This window comes from Roseiflexus castenholzii DSM 13941 (genome assembly GCF_000017805.1).
Taxonomy (GTDB): Bacteria; Chloroflexota; Chloroflexia; order Chloroflexales; family Roseiflexaceae; genus Roseiflexus; species Roseiflexus castenholzii.
Genome location: NC_009767.1, coordinates 5,396,277 through 5,410,634, shown reverse-complemented (window position 1 = coordinate 5,410,634; position 14,358 = coordinate 5,396,277). Strand labels below are relative to the sequence as shown.

At 60.8% G+C, this 14,358-nt stretch carries 11 protein-coding genes; 5 read left to right on the top strand and 6 right to left on the bottom strand.

Annotated elements, in window-relative coordinates:
- Together coaE and RCAS_RS21680 are read left to right on the top strand one after the other, a co-directional pair.
- Nucleotides 1–615 carry a dephospho-CoA kinase gene (gene coaE / locus RCAS_RS21685; RefSeq protein ID WP_012122632.1) on the top strand — a complete coding sequence of 205 codons (615 nt, stop codon included), beginning with the start codon at nucleotides 1–3 and terminating at the stop codon, nucleotides 613–615.
- Nucleotides 616–618: 3 nt separating this feature from the next.
- Nucleotides 619–1,674, top strand: coding sequence for a molybdopterin-dependent oxidoreductase (locus tag RCAS_RS21680; RefSeq protein ID WP_012122631.1), 1,056 nt, complete (start codon nucleotides 619–621; stop codon nucleotides 1,672–1,674).
- Between the two features lie 154 nt (nucleotides 1,675–1,828).
- On the opposite strand, the gene RCAS_RS21675 is transcribed toward RCAS_RS21680, so the two are convergent.
- The 5 genes from RCAS_RS21675 to RCAS_RS21655 form a co-directional block, all read right to left on the bottom strand.
- Entirely contained in the window at nucleotides 1,829–2,035 is a 207-nt protein-coding gene (locus RCAS_RS21675; protein ID WP_012122630.1) for a hypothetical protein, read from the bottom strand.
- Nucleotides 2,036–2,053: 18 nt separating this feature from the next.
- Nucleotides 2,054–2,680, bottom strand: a complete 627-nt coding sequence (locus tag RCAS_RS25420) for a hypothetical protein (protein ID WP_157042735.1) — start codon at nucleotides 2,678–2,680, stop codon at nucleotides 2,054–2,056.
- A 176-nt stretch (nucleotides 2,681–2,856) separates the two neighbouring features.
- The gene (locus tag RCAS_RS21665) at nucleotides 2,857–3,627 is read right to left on the bottom strand and encodes a class I SAM-dependent methyltransferase (protein WP_012122628.1); all 771 of its coding nucleotides are present in this window, start codon (nucleotides 3,625–3,627) and stop codon (nucleotides 2,857–2,859) included.
- Between the two features lie 56 nt (nucleotides 3,628–3,683).
- Nucleotides 3,684–4,181 carry a 5-formyltetrahydrofolate cyclo-ligase family protein gene (locus RCAS_RS21660; protein WP_012122627.1) on the bottom strand — a complete coding sequence of 166 codons (498 nt, stop codon included), beginning with the start codon at nucleotides 4,179–4,181 and terminating at the stop codon, nucleotides 3,684–3,686.
- Complete coding sequence (locus tag RCAS_RS21655) at nucleotides 4,178–5,095, bottom strand: radical SAM protein (RefSeq protein WP_012122626.1); 918 nt, start codon at nucleotides 5,093–5,095, stop codon at nucleotides 4,178–4,180. The genes RCAS_RS21660 and RCAS_RS21655 overlap by 4 nt, the downstream gene beginning before the upstream one ends.
- A gap of 589 nt (nucleotides 5,096–5,684) precedes the next feature.
- Here RCAS_RS21655 and RCAS_RS21650 point away from each other — a divergent pair.
- Both RCAS_RS21650 and RCAS_RS21645 read left to right on the top strand, forming a co-directional pair.
- Complete coding sequence (locus RCAS_RS21650; protein ID WP_157042734.1) at nucleotides 5,685–7,367, top strand: acyl-CoA dehydrogenase family protein; 1,683 nt, start codon at nucleotides 5,685–5,687, stop codon at nucleotides 7,365–7,367.
- A 295-nt stretch (nucleotides 7,368–7,662) separates the two neighbouring features.
- Nucleotides 7,663–8,661: a glycoside hydrolase family 10 protein gene (locus tag RCAS_RS21645; RefSeq protein ID WP_012122624.1), complete on the top strand. Its 999-nt coding sequence runs from the start codon at nucleotides 7,663–7,665 to the stop codon at nucleotides 8,659–8,661.
- A 922-nt stretch (nucleotides 8,662–9,583) separates the two neighbouring features.
- Here the strand turns inward: RCAS_RS21645 and RCAS_RS21640 are convergent.
- Nucleotides 9,584–10,195, bottom strand: coding sequence for a TetR/AcrR family transcriptional regulator (locus RCAS_RS21640; protein ID WP_012122623.1), 612 nt, complete (start codon nucleotides 10,193–10,195; stop codon nucleotides 9,584–9,586).
- 592 nt (nucleotides 10,196–10,787) lie between these two features.
- Here RCAS_RS21640 and RCAS_RS21630 point away from each other — a divergent pair.
- Entirely contained in the window at nucleotides 10,788–14,303 is a 3,516-nt protein-coding gene (locus RCAS_RS21630) for an efflux RND transporter permease subunit (protein WP_012122622.1), read from the top strand.
- Nucleotides 14,304–14,358 lie beyond the last annotated feature (55 nt).

Genomic DNA, 14,358 nt, shown 5'->3' with positions numbered 1-14,358 from the left:
ATGCCGTACAAAGGGGTGTACCTGATTGGCTTGACCGGTAATATCGCTTGCGGTAAAAGTACGGTGCTGGCAATGCTCGAGGACCATGGTGCGGCAGTGATCGACGCCGATCAGGTGACCCGCCAGGTGCAGCAACCAGGTGAACCGGTGTATCGGCTGATTGTCGAAACGTTCGGCGATGCGATCCTGGTTGAACCAGGCGGACCGATCGACCGGCAGCGACTGGGCGCGATGGTCTTCTCGGATCCACAGGCATTGCAACGCCTGGAACAGATCGTGCATCCTGCGGTGCATGCGCGCATTCTGGCGTGGCTCGATGATGTCGCAACGCATGCGCGCGTTGCGGTCATCGATGCGGTCAAACTGCTGGAAGCCGGTTGGAAACCGGTGTGTGACGCGGTGTGGGTGGTGACGTGTACGCCAGATCAGCAACTGCGCCGCCTGATGGGGACACGCGGCATGAGCGAATCCGAGGCTCGAATGCGCATTGCCGCGCAGCCGCCGCAAGAAAGCCGAATTGCGCAGGCAGACGTAGTTATCGATAACAGCGGCGCGCTCGACGCTACCCGCGCGCAGGTCGATGCGGCATGGGCGCGCATTCCATTGAATGAATGATCGATGCGACCACGCACAACAGACTGGAGCCTGGCGCTGGCAACCGGCGCTGCGTTTGCGACCGGTCTCTGGACGTTAACCACCGGGCAAGTTGAAGGATGGTGGGTGTTTGCGCTCCATGGCGCGACCGGTTATCTGACGTTTCTGCTTCTGATCCCCAAACTTGTGCGCGTTCGCAACCGTCTGCTGCCCGGAATTCGGTCTCCCCGCGCCTGGGCTGGGCTGGCAACCACGGCGCTGGCGCTTCTCACGCTTGTCTGCGGCATTGCCTGGGTGAGCGGCGGCGGCATCGTTGTGCTCGGCTACAATCTGCTTAACTGGCATATTCTGTTCGGTCTGGTGTTGACCGTGCTTCTTTCAGCGCACATGGTTGTTCGCGCAAAACCGCTCCGCACGGAAGACCGTTCGCGACGGCAGGCGCTGCGCGCAGGGGCATTTGCGCTAGGGGCAGCGTTGATCTGGCCCCTTCAGGAGCGTCTCATTGGTACATTGGGGCTGCCGGGAGCGCAACGGCGCTTCACCGGTTCACGTGAGGTCGCCAGTTTCAGCGGTAATGGATTTCCAATCGTCAGTTGGATGGCGGATCGCCCTGCGCCGCTGGACGTGGCGACCTGGCGTTTGCGCGTGACCGGTCTGGTTAGCGAGTCATTCGCCGTCAGCCACGATGAACTCGATGCGCGCGATGAACTGACGGCAACGCTCGATTGCACTGGCGGCTTCTACACCACGCAGCATTGGCGCGGCACACGGGTCGGCGCGCTGCTCGACCGCGCCGGGGTGCTGCCGGAGGCGCGCTGGGTGCGGTTTGTGTCGGTCACAGGCTATCGCTGGAGCCTGCCGCTGGAACAGGCGCGCGAGACGTTGATCGCAGTGCGGGTTGGCGGCGAACCGCTCAGCCACGGGCACGGCGCGCCTGCCCGCCTCGTCGCTCCCGGCGAACGCGGGTTTGTGTGGGTTAAGTGGCTGGCGCTCATCGACGTGCGCGCCGAGCCGGACCCGGCTCAATTGGTGGCGATCAATGTGAGCGGGTTTGTTGCCTCGGATGATGTTGGGGGATGATCGCTGATCTGAGAACTGAGAACCGCCACTTCTTGCCCGTCCACCTTCCCGTCTGCCGCCTGGAGCGTGCAACTTTCTTGCCTGCGCTGGCGCCGGTTTGCATCCCGTGCATCACGGAGGTGTTGCGGGGGAACGCATGTATCTAACGCCAGCATCATTCATCCTGCGGGATCAACCCGATTGCCGCGTGAATCTGACGCAACAGATCGAGCGCAAACTCATGGGAAACCCCCATGCGCGTCTCGAATTCCTCGATGTCCAGCGCGTTGGTTGCTTCGTTGAGCGCATTGTTGATCGCTATCAATTCGTCGAGTGACAGGCGGACATCCAATCCATCGCGGTGAACGGTAAGCGTCTGCATGTATGGCATCCTTTCGCTCTATGCGAGATTGTCGAAATACCTCTTGCCGGCGGTGGGTCTGAAACAGGTGCCTTTGTCGCCAGCCTTGGGATTATAAATGACGACAGTGTCTTTGCCATCCCAAAATGCCTCGCGACCGTTGCTCAAGACTTTGTGTTCGGCGGGACTGTTAATGATAGTCTCGATCAGCGTGGCGAAATCGCCGACACTTGAGATTTCCGGGAACTCTCGCTGCGTCTGGACGTGCTTGGTAAAGGCGTGCCCATTTGCAATCGATTGCGCTGTGCCGACGGGAGGCTTCCGTTGCACCATCGGAGTCACACTGCTCGTCCGAACCGGTGTGGCGAGGGAACGCGCCAGACCTGGCGCCTGAACGGGAGTAATGGGGGGCGCCCTGAAAGCGGGCGGCGCAGCACCAGGCGCCGAACCGCTCTCTGGGGCGTTGTGCCCGGCATGAATGCGAATCTGGTGAAACGTGTGACCGGGAAGCCGGTCGTTGAATGCCGGCAGCGTTTGCGTCGGAGTATCTAACAGGTGTTCGCCTGATTGATCGTCCGCGCCATGGATTATCTTTAGGGAAGAGGCGATGCTATGATCTGAACCATCACGAGGCATTTTGCGCCGAATAGGGATGTGATAAGACATGGGAATCTCCGCGGTGATCAATGGCCAGTACAGCGCATGGTGGACGAGTGACGTTAGATATGCATCCGCACTTTCTGAGATGCCTCCTTTCTGATGTGCTGCTGCGGAGAGTGATGAATGACGAATACTTGCTCAAAAATATAAACTTTGCCTCTTTTTTTGTCAATGGCTTTCGGCTACACGGTTACTCCGACAACGGTGAATAATGTATCGTCGAGCGCCGCCGGGTCGAAGGTGAATTCATGAAACAGGCGCACCTCCACCAGCCCTGCCTGTTCGAAGAGAGTGCGCACCTGTTCCTGCGTGTATGAACGCACAGCCGGTGCGCGGCTGTAATATTCCTCGGCGATGACTACGCCATCGACAATGACCTGATAGCGGTCCTCCGAGTCCTCGCAGGCGGTTGCGGGGTCGTAGCGAGTGCGCGAAACTCTGCGGATTGTGGCGCCGTCGGGACGTTGCGCCGATTGCTCGAAGGTCGACTCCAGCGGATCGCCGTGGCGCCACAGGGTCATGATCGATGCGCAAAGCGCCCCTCCCGGTTCCAGATGCGCCACAAGACGACGCATCGCTTCCTGCGCTGCCCATGGATCGACGACCAGTTGCAGCGAACTGGACGGCACAATGATTGTTCGGTAGCGACGCGGTAATGCCAGGTGCTCGATATACTGCTCATAAACCGTCGGCGTCAACCCCATTGCTTCTCCTTTGCGACGACAGATTGCCAGCATCTCCGGGGAGTTGTCCACGCCGTCGATGTCGATCCCCTGTGCCAGATAGTCGAGCAGCAGGCGCCCCGTGCCGCAGCCGACATCGAGCGCTGGCTGACCGTAGCGATGGATAAGATCGAGAAAGAAGAACCGATCCGCCCAATGCGACGTGTCGCCGCGCAACAAATCCCACGCCTCCGCCATCAGTCCGCGATATTCGTAATCGGGCAGGGTCATGGTGTTTTCCCTTCGTTTCGCCATTGCACGGATGCTACGACTGTCGTCTCTGCTCTTTACTTCTCTTCCTGCGCGCCGATGATCAATGCCCCGGCGCGCAGCGAGGCGGAGTACCGTCCCGGCGCCAATCGGTCGAGCGGTGTGCCGTCGGGAACGATGCATCCCGGCAGCCCGATGTCGGTTTCGACGTGAAGACCGCTTTCGCCTTTCGACTCAACAATCCAGATTTCTGAGCCGACGCGCTGAATGACGACTCGTTCCGGGCTGCCAAGGTCGAACCAGACCTGTTTGCCGAAGAGAAGACGGGTGCGCCGCGCGCCGGTGTGAGGGTCGGTTTCGTAGCGGATGCGGATGTACATTCCGGCGGTGTGTGCCGCACGTCGCTCGGTTACGTCGGGCAGGCGTTGCGCCTCGGCGCGTTTTGCCATGCGCTCCTGTTGTTCCGCCAGTGCGCGCAGTTCAGCCGCGATCTGCCGGCGGCGTTCAGGCGTGGGACGCGCGCCAAGCGCCTCGACCACTGCGCGTCGCATAATGTCGTAACTGTCGCTGCTCATCGTCGCGTGTCCAGCGGAATACCGCGGTGCAGTCCCAGCGAGCGGGCGTAAGCGACGACTTCGGCGTATTCGTCGGTCGTGATCCGCCGCGCCAGTTCAGGGTAATCGTATGCCCGGTATGACGGGTGGTACTGGTCCATCAGATTGATCCACGCATTGCGCGAAATATCCTCAGCGATGAAGCGCAGCGCCTCCTGCGAACCTGCGAGTCGTCCCGGAAGCACGAGATGACGGATGAGTAACCCGCGCATCGCCAGACCGCGCTCGATGCGCAGGTCGCCGACCTGCCGGTGCATTTCGCGTAGCGCCGGGCGCACGACTTCCCAGTAGTGCGGAATGCCTGAATACTGCTGCCCGATCGCCGAGTCGCTGTACTTGACATCCGGCATGTAGATGTCCACCACGCCGTCGAGGAGCCTGAGCGCCGCAACCGAGTCATACCCGGAGGTGTTGTACACGATGGGCAGGCGCAATCCGCGTGGGACGGCGATTGCCAGCGCATCGAGGATCTGCGCGACAACATGGGATGGGGTGACCAGATTGAGGTTATGGCACCCTTCTCGCTGTACCTCGAGAAAGATCTCCGCCAGTTGTGCTGCATCGACGGCATAGCCGCCAGCGAATTGGCTGATGTCGTAGTTCTGGCAGTACACACAGCGCAGGTTGCAGCCACTGAAGAACACCGTTCCAGAGCCGCGCCATCCGCGCAGTACGTCTTCCTCACCAAAATGCGGACCATAGGATGCTACGATGACCTCCCTCCCGATGCGACACTCGCCTGCCTCACCGTTCAGCCGGTCAGCGCGACATGCCAGTGGGCAGAGGGTGCAGGACGCCAGCCGTTCGCGCGCAACTGCTGCGCGTTTCTGCAACACACCCTGTTCGTAGAGTTCGAGATATGCCGGATGAGACATACGCTCTTCTCCTGGTTTGTCGCTGCAATTCCTTTGGCAGGCGCGGCATGTTCAAGGACATTGTACCTCACACACGAAAGGAATGTGGCAGGTCCGTGTTTATCGAAGTCAACAATGCTACAGTCATCTAAAACAGGGGTTCGGGGGTATCCCCCGAAGAGAGGAGTCGGCAGGAGAATAGCTTCCATAAGTGTCAGCGCATGGCGTCTCGCTGAACCGGGGTGTCTTGCGCGGGGGCGTTCCGCCCGTTCCGGCGATGGCGCGCGTCCGGGTGTCTTGCGTTTAAGGGCGGACCGAACACCCGCGCGCACACCGGCACGTCTACCGGGGGACGAATGCGCGCGCAGCACCGGTCGCCCCGCTCCCGCGCGCGGGAGCGGGGCGGGGGGGGGGGGGGGGAGGAAAAAACGGCGCATCCCAACGCCATGCATGCCTTCTCTGATCAGGCGTGCTGTCCGCCCTTGAAGTGTCTTGTGTGGACGCGCCGCCCGTGCGCTCCGGCGATGGCGCGTGGAGTCAGCGTAATCGCAGTCGGTGCAGAGTTTGTATAATGGATGCTACGGATCGGCGTACAAGAAATGGAACTGCAATGATGGAGTTGTTTCATCAGCCGTCCCCGACGCTGGGGAATCAGTATACTGACGACCGGGTGCTCCGGTCATTCTTGCAGCGCACGCTGCCGCGCGATGTGCTGGCGCAGGTCGAACCCGATATGATGGCGATGGGTGAACTGGCAGGTGGCGAACTCTATCGCCTGCACCTCGCGGACCGCCTCAATGAGCCGGTGTTGACGCAGTGGGATGCCTGGGGCGAACGTATCGACCATATCGAGGTCTCACCACTCTGGAAGCGCGCTGCGCGCCTCGCCGCCGAATATGGGCTGGTTGCGCTGCCCTATGAGCGCACTTATGGCGCCCTGTCGCGAGTGGTCCAGTTTGCGCTCGTGTACCTGTTCCACCCTTCGACCGATGTGTATACCTGTCCACTGGCGATGAGCGATGGCGCGGCACGCACCCTGGTTCAGGCAGGCGATGCAGCCCTGATCGACCGCGCCTTGCCACGGTTGACGAGTCGTGACCCGGATCGGTGCTGGACGAGCGGGCAGTGGATGACCGAGTTGCCCGGCGGTTCGGATGTCAGTCGCACGGAAACGATTGCTCGCCCCGGTTTTGATGGCGTCTGGCGGTTGTTCGGCAGAAAGTGGTTTACCTCGGCAACGACCGGGCAGATGGCGCTGGCGCTTGCCCGTCCCGAAGGGAACCCGTCAGGCAGCCGCGGACTGGCGCTCTTCTACATCGAACTGCGTGACGAAGAAGGGCGCTTGCAGGGGATTCGCGTCAACCGCTTGAAAGACAAACTTGGAACCCGCAAGGTGCCAACCGCCGAGTTGAGTCTGGAAGGAACTCCGGCACGCCTGGTTGGTGCACTGAATGGTGGAGTGCGCGCGATTGTGCCGATGCTTCAGGTTACTCGTATCTGGAATAGCGTCTCAGCCGTCTCGTTCATGCGGCGCGGTATCGCTCTGGCGCGCGATTATGCTCGTCGGCGGGTTGCGTTCGAGGCGCCACTCAACCGGCAACCGCTCCACACCGAAACCCTGGCGACATTGCAGGCGGAATTCGAGGGCGCCTTCCACCTGAGTTTTCTGACCGCCGGATTGCTTGGCGCTGAAGAAGCAGGAACCGCCGACAAACGCCAGCAGCATTTATTGCGCGTTCTGACGTCGATCACGAAGTTGACAACGGGACGGCAGGCGGTTGATGTGATGAGCGAAGTGATCGAAGCCTTCGGCGGCGCCGGCTATGTGGAGGACACCGGTCTGCCGGCGCTGCTGCGTGATGCGCACGTGCTCCCGATCTGGGAAGGCACGACCAATGTGCTCGCGCTCGATACGCTGCGCGCGCTGGCGCAACCGGGAACCTGGGACGCGATCAGGGACCTGGCGGCCGAACTGACGTCAGGCAGTAGTGATAGCGATCTTGCAGCGGCCGGCTTCCGCGCGCGCGCGGCGCTCGACCATGCCTATCGCTGGTTCAGTGAAACGCGCGACCGTGAGCGCCTGGAACGCGGGGCGCGTCGCCTGGCGCTTACCATTGGACGCAGCCTGGAACTGGCGCTGCTGGTCTCCCATGCTGCCTGGTCGCTGGCAGAGGAGCGCGATGGGCGGGCGCGCGCCGCAGCATTGCGTTTCGCTCGTTCCTCCATCGACCTGATCGACGATGCGGACGCCAACGATGCTGCATTGGCGGACGATGCGCCGTTGCCGGTCTAACCGTGATCCGTTGAACGTTATCGGTGGGAACGTCCCTGACTCTTGAGGGCTTCGCCCTGATCGATATGGATGCAATGAACCCTTGTGGGCGGTGGACGGGGGCGCCGGCGCCCCCGGAATTGGACGGGTTGAATGTCGCACGTTTTTGATCGCACACAGGTGCGAAGACACAACGGTTTGAATGCCGTGAAGCGTGAAGAATAAGGTGGAAAATGCAGAAAACGTGAGAAGGGAAGGCGAAAGGCTAAGGCAAGCCCTTGACCCCCAGTTCTCAGTTCTCAGTTCTCAGACCCGCATGCCCCCAATCCATGGCTTCTACTGGTCGCCATCACCGGCGCATCTCGATGCGGAATGGAACGCATTCGTCCAGAGTGGCGCCAGCAGCGTCGTGCTTCCAGTCCATGCGCTCACGGATGCGCTCCTTGAGCGTTTGCAGCAGCGGAGCACGACGGTCTACGTCGATCTGCCGTTGTTTGCCGGCGCCGACCTGCGCGTGAGTTTTCCCGACAGTGCCCCGGTTGATGAGTATGGCAGCGTGATGGGAGCAGACGAGTGGTACGTTCCGCTCTGCCCAAACAACGCGCGTGTCCGTGCCCATCGTTTTGCCAATTTGCGCAGCATGCTGGAACGATACGACGATGCGGTTCATGGCATCTGGCTCGATTTCGTGCGCTACCCGCTACGCTGGGAAGTTCCGCAGCCGAACCTGGTGCAGACATGCTTCTGTGACCAGTGCCTTGCCCTCTTCTTTGCGCATCCGCTGCGCGAATACGTCGTCGATGAACGGACGACGGTGATACGCTCCATTCTGTACGAACATCTCGACACCTGGATTGAATGGAAATGCCAGCGGATCGCCAGGTTCGTTCAGGACATCCGCGATTTTCTCAGAACGCAGCGTCCCGACCTGCGCCTGGGTTTGTTCGCGCTCCCATGGCGATTGTCCGACCATAATGCCGCCATTCGCGCCATTGTCGGACAGGATGTGGCGCTGCTCGGCAGGCGCGTCGATGTTATCAGCCCGATGGTCTATCATCGTCTCTGCGGTCAATCACCCACATGGATCGCCGACGTTGTCGAAGAGATGCGCACGCGGAGTTGCGCAGATATCCTGCCCATCATCCAGACCATCGACGCGCCCGGATCGCTTTCGGCGGCGAATCTTCGGCGTGCGCTGGAGATTGCGCGCGCCTCGTCCGATCAGGGGGTGCTGCTGTTCGACCTGAGCGCCGTCGTCCGTGACCCGGACAAACTGGCGGTGGTGCGCAAGGCGTTCGATGGTGGGAGAGGGTAGGGGTGCGTCGCTGGAGCGCCCGGCTGTGTGGTGCGCATTGTCCGTTGCGCATGGCCGGTGGCAGGTTTTACCGCGCAAGTGGGAAGGTGGCAAGGCTTCGTGCGTCTTCGCGCTCTTCGTGGATTATCTGCTACGTGTACTCTGGTGACGGCGCGATGCATCCCTGGAAGCGCACCAGCATGGTGACTGATACCAATGACCTGTGACCATCCGGCATGGTCACCCCGAGCAGTGCGAGGGGTCTGGCGCGACCCGCTCAGATTCCTCGCTGGGCTCGGCATGACAAGCATGCGGCATCTTCAATCGTCATTGGTATGAGTATGCTCCCGCGAGGTGGCGCATTGATCGATATGCCGGGAAAGGGTCTGCGCGAGTGCTCTGACATCCTCTCGTGCCATTCTCGCGTATCACAACATACCATCCTGTCATCAGCCGATGTACTGATGCATAATAGGATATTTCACCTATAGACGGCGGGTTGGCGCACTGCTATACTGCCTGTCAGAAGAACTGCGGCACGGCGCTTGACCGATGCTCATTCCTGAAGGAGGAACCCACAATGACCGCACTGCTCATCGCTTCTGTAATTGCCCTGATGATCTTCGCGTCTCGCCGCGCCGCGCTGCGTCTCCAGGAGCGCCCTGTTCCCGCGCGGGTCACCGCGCGTCGCCGCCGCTAAAGGTCCGCCGGAACGATCATTCCGCGTCATTGCGCGCAAAGTGAAGCAATCTCCTCACGTGTGAGGAGATTGCTTCGTTGTTTGTTCTTCCGATGCACAGATTACGTGACAGACCACGGATCGCCTGATAGTGACCATCCGCATCTTCGGCGGCAGTCAATTCGCAGAGGGCAACGTCCACGCCGCGTTGCTGGAAATATGGCACGTCTCGATGGTCACCGGACGAATGCGGATAAACACAGTTCAAGAACTATCAACCTGCTCTTTGCGGCGCACGCCTCGCACGAAGATTTCTACCAGGCTGTCGGCGGCGCGTTGCGGATCAATCGGGCTAGGCGCTGCGATGTGCCATTTGTGTAGCGCGCTCGCCAGACCGAAAAAAGCGCGCACGACCGCCTCAGGGTCGAGCGCCGGATCGATCTCGCCCTGCGCGATGCCCCGTTGCACTAATGCCACAATATCGTCGCTAACGCGCCGAATGTATCGGAATGCTTCATCATTGGCGCAGAGCAACCGAAAGATTTCGGGCCAGGGACCGATGCCCAATGTGTGCATCTGCACCTGGCGCTGGAGGATCTGGCGCATAATGAAACGCAACTGCTCCATTGGCGAACGCTCAGCCTGCGACTCGATCAGTGCGACCATCTGCTGCATCTCGCGCGTCGCCGCTTCGACGACCAGTTCTTCCTTGGTGGCGAAATGGGCATAGAGCGTGGGTTTGGAGATGCCAACACGGGCTGCCAGTTCGTCCATGGACATGGCGCTGTAGCCCTTTTCCGCCACCAGTTCCTGGGCGGCGCTCATGATCTCCTCGCGGAGCGCCTGCTTCTGCCGTTCACGAAGTGTCAGGGTCATAGCGTTTCTCTCTGATATCCAACACGGGCGTTCGTCCGATGATGGGCGACCGCCGCCTTCTCGCGCCCGCTGCTTTGACCAACGGAGGCACAGAGAGCGCTGACAAACACGCACTCTCGCAGCCCTGCTCGCTGCTCGTCGCGTGTTTCGCGCTGCGCGCCGTCGTGATGGTATCGACGTAGCGCGCGAATCTCCACGAAGCGGCGCCAACCATCCGCGCCGCGTTTCACTTCCTGCGCGCAATAGTCTTGCGGATACGCCCGCCCTCCGTCGCGTGTCTCTCGCACCCGCAGCGCGCGAATGTCCACGAAGCGGCGCCAACCATCCGCCGCGCGCCGCTTGCTCCTCGACATCCGGCTGCCACGCGCTTACGTATATGCAGATTGAAAGATCAAAACCTACCATTCAGTCAAAATTCCTACTTGCGCGTAAACATATTTTACTGTATAGTAGTCTTGTTGTAAAGCGCGATGTGGGACGTATCGTTCCACGGCGCGATGCGCGGCGCAGCGCAGCAAGACTGCTGGCTGCGTTTTATTTGAGTTTCATCCCAACCCCCGCCTGTGGCGGGCACACACGGAGGCATGCGTGCATGGCAATCCAACGACGTGAAGAGAAACTCAACGGTATGCCCATTTCGGACACCTCAATTCGTCAACCGGTATTCGTAACGATGCTCATGCTGTTGACGGTGGTGTTTGGCATTCTGGCATTCCGCTCGCTGCCGGTCAATCTGCTTCCCGACTTTGAAGTGCCGATCATCGCAGTGAGCGTCCCCTACCCCGGCGCCGGTCCAGAGAGTGTGGCCGATCAGGTTGCCAAACCAATCGAAGATGCAGTCAACACAATCGAGGGCATCGAGAACATCACCACGAACGCCAGCGAAGGTCTGGCAGTCATCATTCTTGAGTTCGCTCAGGGCACCGATGTCAATCGCGCCGATCAGGACGTGCGCGAAAAAGTGAATGCCATTCGCCCGACGTTGCCGCGCGATGTGCGTGAGCCAATCTTCCAGAAGTTCGATCCGAACGCTGCGCCGATTGTCTCCTTCGCTATTGCCGGAACGCAGAACCAATCGCCGCTCGAAGTGCGTCGGATTGTCGATACCGAGATTTCGCCGCTGCTTCAACGCGCACAAGGCGTCGGCTCCGTGCAGATCTCCGGCGGTCTGCAACGCCAGATCAATGTGCTGATGGACCTCGAGAAACTGCGCGCCTACGGCATTTTGCCGGCACAGATCACGCGCGCGTTGCAGCAGGCGAATGTGAACCTCGGTCTTGGCTCGATTACCGCCGGTTCGCAGGAGATCAACCTGCGCGCGCCGTCGCTGCTGCACACTCCTGAAGATATTGCGAACATCCAGATTACCGGAACCTCGTACCGCATCGGTGATGTGGCGACTATTGAGGATGGCGTCGCCGAGAAGCGCAGTTACACCCGTCTCAACGGCGTCGAAGCGATCATCATCGATGTGCGCAAGCAGAGCGGCGCCAATACCGTTGCGGTCGCTGATAATGCGAAAGCTGCGATAGAACGCGCGCTCGCCAACCGTAGTGATCTGACCTACATTATTCCGCGCGATTCGTCGGAAGCGGTGCGCCAGTCGACGATCAGTTCGCTTGAAGAGCTGATCTATGCCTCGGTCGCGGCGCTCATGGTGGTGATGATGTTCTTCAGTGGCGTGCGCAATATGCTCGTCACTGCTGCGGCGCCCGCCGCTATTGCGCTGGTCGGTCTTGGCATCCTCCCCGCCGTTGGCATTCCGGTCGATAAGGTGCTCGTGCTGGCGGCAGCGATCGGCTTGCTGGTGGTGCTGACCTTCATCCGCGACCGCAATACGCTCGTGACAATGGCGGGTCTGCCGATCATTCTAATGGGCACTTTCGCGCTCATGCCGGTGTTTGGGTTGTCGATCAACCTCATTACCCTGCTGGCGCTGGCGCTCTGTGTCGGTCTGGTGATCGACGACGCCATTGTGGTGCGCGAGAACATCTTCCGCCACACGCAGCGCGGCGAGACGCCGCGTGTTGCTGCCAGCAAGGGCACGGCGGAAGTGGCGCTCTCGGTGGTGGCGATGACCCTGACGGTCGTGGCGGTGTTTGTGCCGGTGACGTTTACGAGCGGCACAACCGGCATTATCTTCAAGTCGTTCGGTATTACCATCGCGGTTGCCATTCTTCTTTCGCTGGTGGAAGCGTTCATGTTTGCGCCGATGCTCTCTGCCAATCTGTTCCGCCGTCAGAAGGTGCAGCCGCATCTGCACGATGAGGCGCATTCGCACACCGGCGATGTCGGGCGCGCGGCGCGGCGCTTGCGCAATATCGATCCCAACCAGGCGGATGCCAGCCTGCTTCACGAGGCGGAAGAAGATCCAGGTCCGCTTGGTCGGTTCTACGAACGCACCCTTTCCTGGAGTCTGCGCAGCCTGCGTAATCGCCTGATCGTCATTGCGACGGCAGTGGTGGTGTTGGTCTTGAGCGTGATTGTCGCCAGCGGTTTGAAGTTCAGTTTCTTCCCGCAGCAGGATGCCGGAGAGTTCCTGATCGGCTTTGAACTGCCGCCGGGCACGGCGCTGGCAGAGACTGATCGCCTTGCGCGTCAGGCGGAACAGGTGCTGTTGGTTGACCCGGACGTTAAGTCGGTGATCAGTACCGTCGGCTTTTCTGGCGCTCCAGAGCGCGCCGAGTTCTTCGTGCGCCTGAAGGACGACGTGCCGACTCGTTCGGTCGAGGAGCGACTGCGTCCACAACTGACATTCCTGCCGAACCTGACATTCGGCTTACCATCGATTGGTGCGCCGACCTCAACCGGCGTCACCGGTCGCCAGTTGCAGTTGAGCCTGCAAACCACCGAGCCGGTGCAGAACCTGGCGCCGGTCATTGAGCAGATCAAGGCGGAGATGGCAGCCATTCCCGGCGTGGTGGACATTGACACCAACTATCGCCCCGGCAAGCCGGAACTGCGCTTCATCGCCGACCCGGAGCGCATCGGCGACCTGGGGATCACCAGTGATGAGATTGCATCGTCGGTGCGCGCCTTGGTGAACGGCGACCGCGCGACGGTGCTGCGTCAGGCGGGGCAAGATGTCGAAATCATCGTGCGTCTGCGCCCTGAAGATCGCGCCACGCCGGAAGCGTTGCAGAACATTGCTATTCCGACCCGTAGTGGCACGGTTCCGCTGAGCGCGCTTGGGCGGATTGAACTTGCGTCGACGCCGCAGACGATCCGGCGCTACGATAAACTCAATCAGGTGATCATCGGCGCGAACCTGCAAGGGCGCAACCTCGGCGAAGTGCAGAGCGAACTGCAACAGCGCCTGGAGGCGAAGGGGATCATTCCGCCGACGGTAATCGCCAGTTTCACGGGCCTGGTGCAGCAGCAGACCGAAGGGTTCGAGTCGTTGCTCCTGGCGATGCTGCTGTCGGTCATCTTCGTCTACATGGTTCTGGCGTCGCAGTTTGGATCGTTCACGCAACCACTGGTGATCATGGTGGCGATGCCTTTCAGTTTCATCGGCGCATTTCTGGCATTGCGTCTGATCAATATCGACCTCGACATCACCGGCATGATCGGGTTGATCATGCTCCTCGGTCTGGTGGTGAAAAACTCGATCCTGCTGGTGGACTTCACCAACCGCCTGCGGCGCGCCGGTCTCGATAAGCATGCCGCGCTCGAACTTGCGGGGGCCATCCGTCTCCGCCCGATTCTGATGACCACCCTGTCGCTGGTGGCAGGCGCGTTGCCGGTGGCGATGGGTATTCACCTGGTCGGCACCGGCGAAGGCGGCGAGTTCCGTAAAGGGCTGGCAACCGTGCTGATCGGCGGGTTGACGACTTCGATGCTTCTGACGCTGCTCGTGGTGCCGACCGCCTACAGTCTGATGGAGTCGTTCACCGAGCGCGTTTCGAACTGGTTCCGCCGTCGCTTCGACCCGGAGGGGTGGGCGGAAGAGCAGGCTGCTCTGGCAGCAGAGCGCATGGCCCCGGTTAATGGTGCAGCGGCGCCCTCTGCTCCCTATGGGGGAACTGCCGCCGCGCTGCCGATAACGGCGGGTGAGCCGAATGGCTACGAACCGGTGAGTGCGCCGCCGGCCCGCGCTGAGGGATAAGGTCGTAATGCAATATGCTCCTTGCAGGCGCGGCGCCTGCGAGGAGCGCACCCAT

What these genes read in the sequence shown, in the direction of transcription:
- coaE (WP_012122632.1), top strand. Translation starts at nt 1, where the DNA reads ATGCCGTACAAAGGGGTGTACCTGATTGGCTTGACCGGTAATATCGCT.
- RCAS_RS21680 (WP_012122631.1), top strand. Translation starts at nt 619, where the DNA reads ATGCGACCACGCACAACAGACTGGAGCCTGGCGCTGGCAACCGGCGCT.
- RCAS_RS21675 (WP_012122630.1), bottom strand. Translation starts at nt 2,035, where the DNA reads ATGCAGACGCTTACCGTTCACCGCGATGGATTGGATGTCCGCCTGTCA.
- RCAS_RS25420 (WP_157042735.1), bottom strand. Translation starts at nt 2,680, where the DNA reads ATGTCTTATCACATCCCTATTCGGCGCAAAATGCCTCGTGATGGTTCA.
- RCAS_RS21665 (WP_012122628.1), bottom strand. Translation starts at nt 3,627, where the DNA reads ATGACCCTGCCCGATTACGAATATCGCGGACTGATGGCGGAGGCGTGG.
- RCAS_RS21660 (WP_012122627.1), bottom strand. Translation starts at nt 4,181, where the DNA reads ATGAGCAGCGACAGTTACGACATTATGCGACGCGCAGTGGTCGAGGCG.
- RCAS_RS21655 (WP_012122626.1), bottom strand. Translation starts at nt 5,095, where the DNA reads ATGTCTCATCCGGCATATCTCGAACTCTACGAACAGGGTGTGTTGCAG.
- RCAS_RS21650 (WP_157042734.1), top strand. Translation starts at nt 5,685, where the DNA reads ATGATGGAGTTGTTTCATCAGCCGTCCCCGACGCTGGGGAATCAGTAT.
- RCAS_RS21645 (WP_012122624.1), top strand. Translation starts at nt 7,663, where the DNA reads ATGCCCCCAATCCATGGCTTCTACTGGTCGCCATCACCGGCGCATCTC.
- RCAS_RS21640 (WP_012122623.1), bottom strand. Translation starts at nt 10,195, where the DNA reads ATGACCCTGACACTTCGTGAACGGCAGAAGCAGGCGCTCCGCGAGGAG.
- RCAS_RS21630 (WP_012122622.1), top strand. Translation starts at nt 10,788, where the DNA reads ATGGCAATCCAACGACGTGAAGAGAAACTCAACGGTATGCCCATTTCG.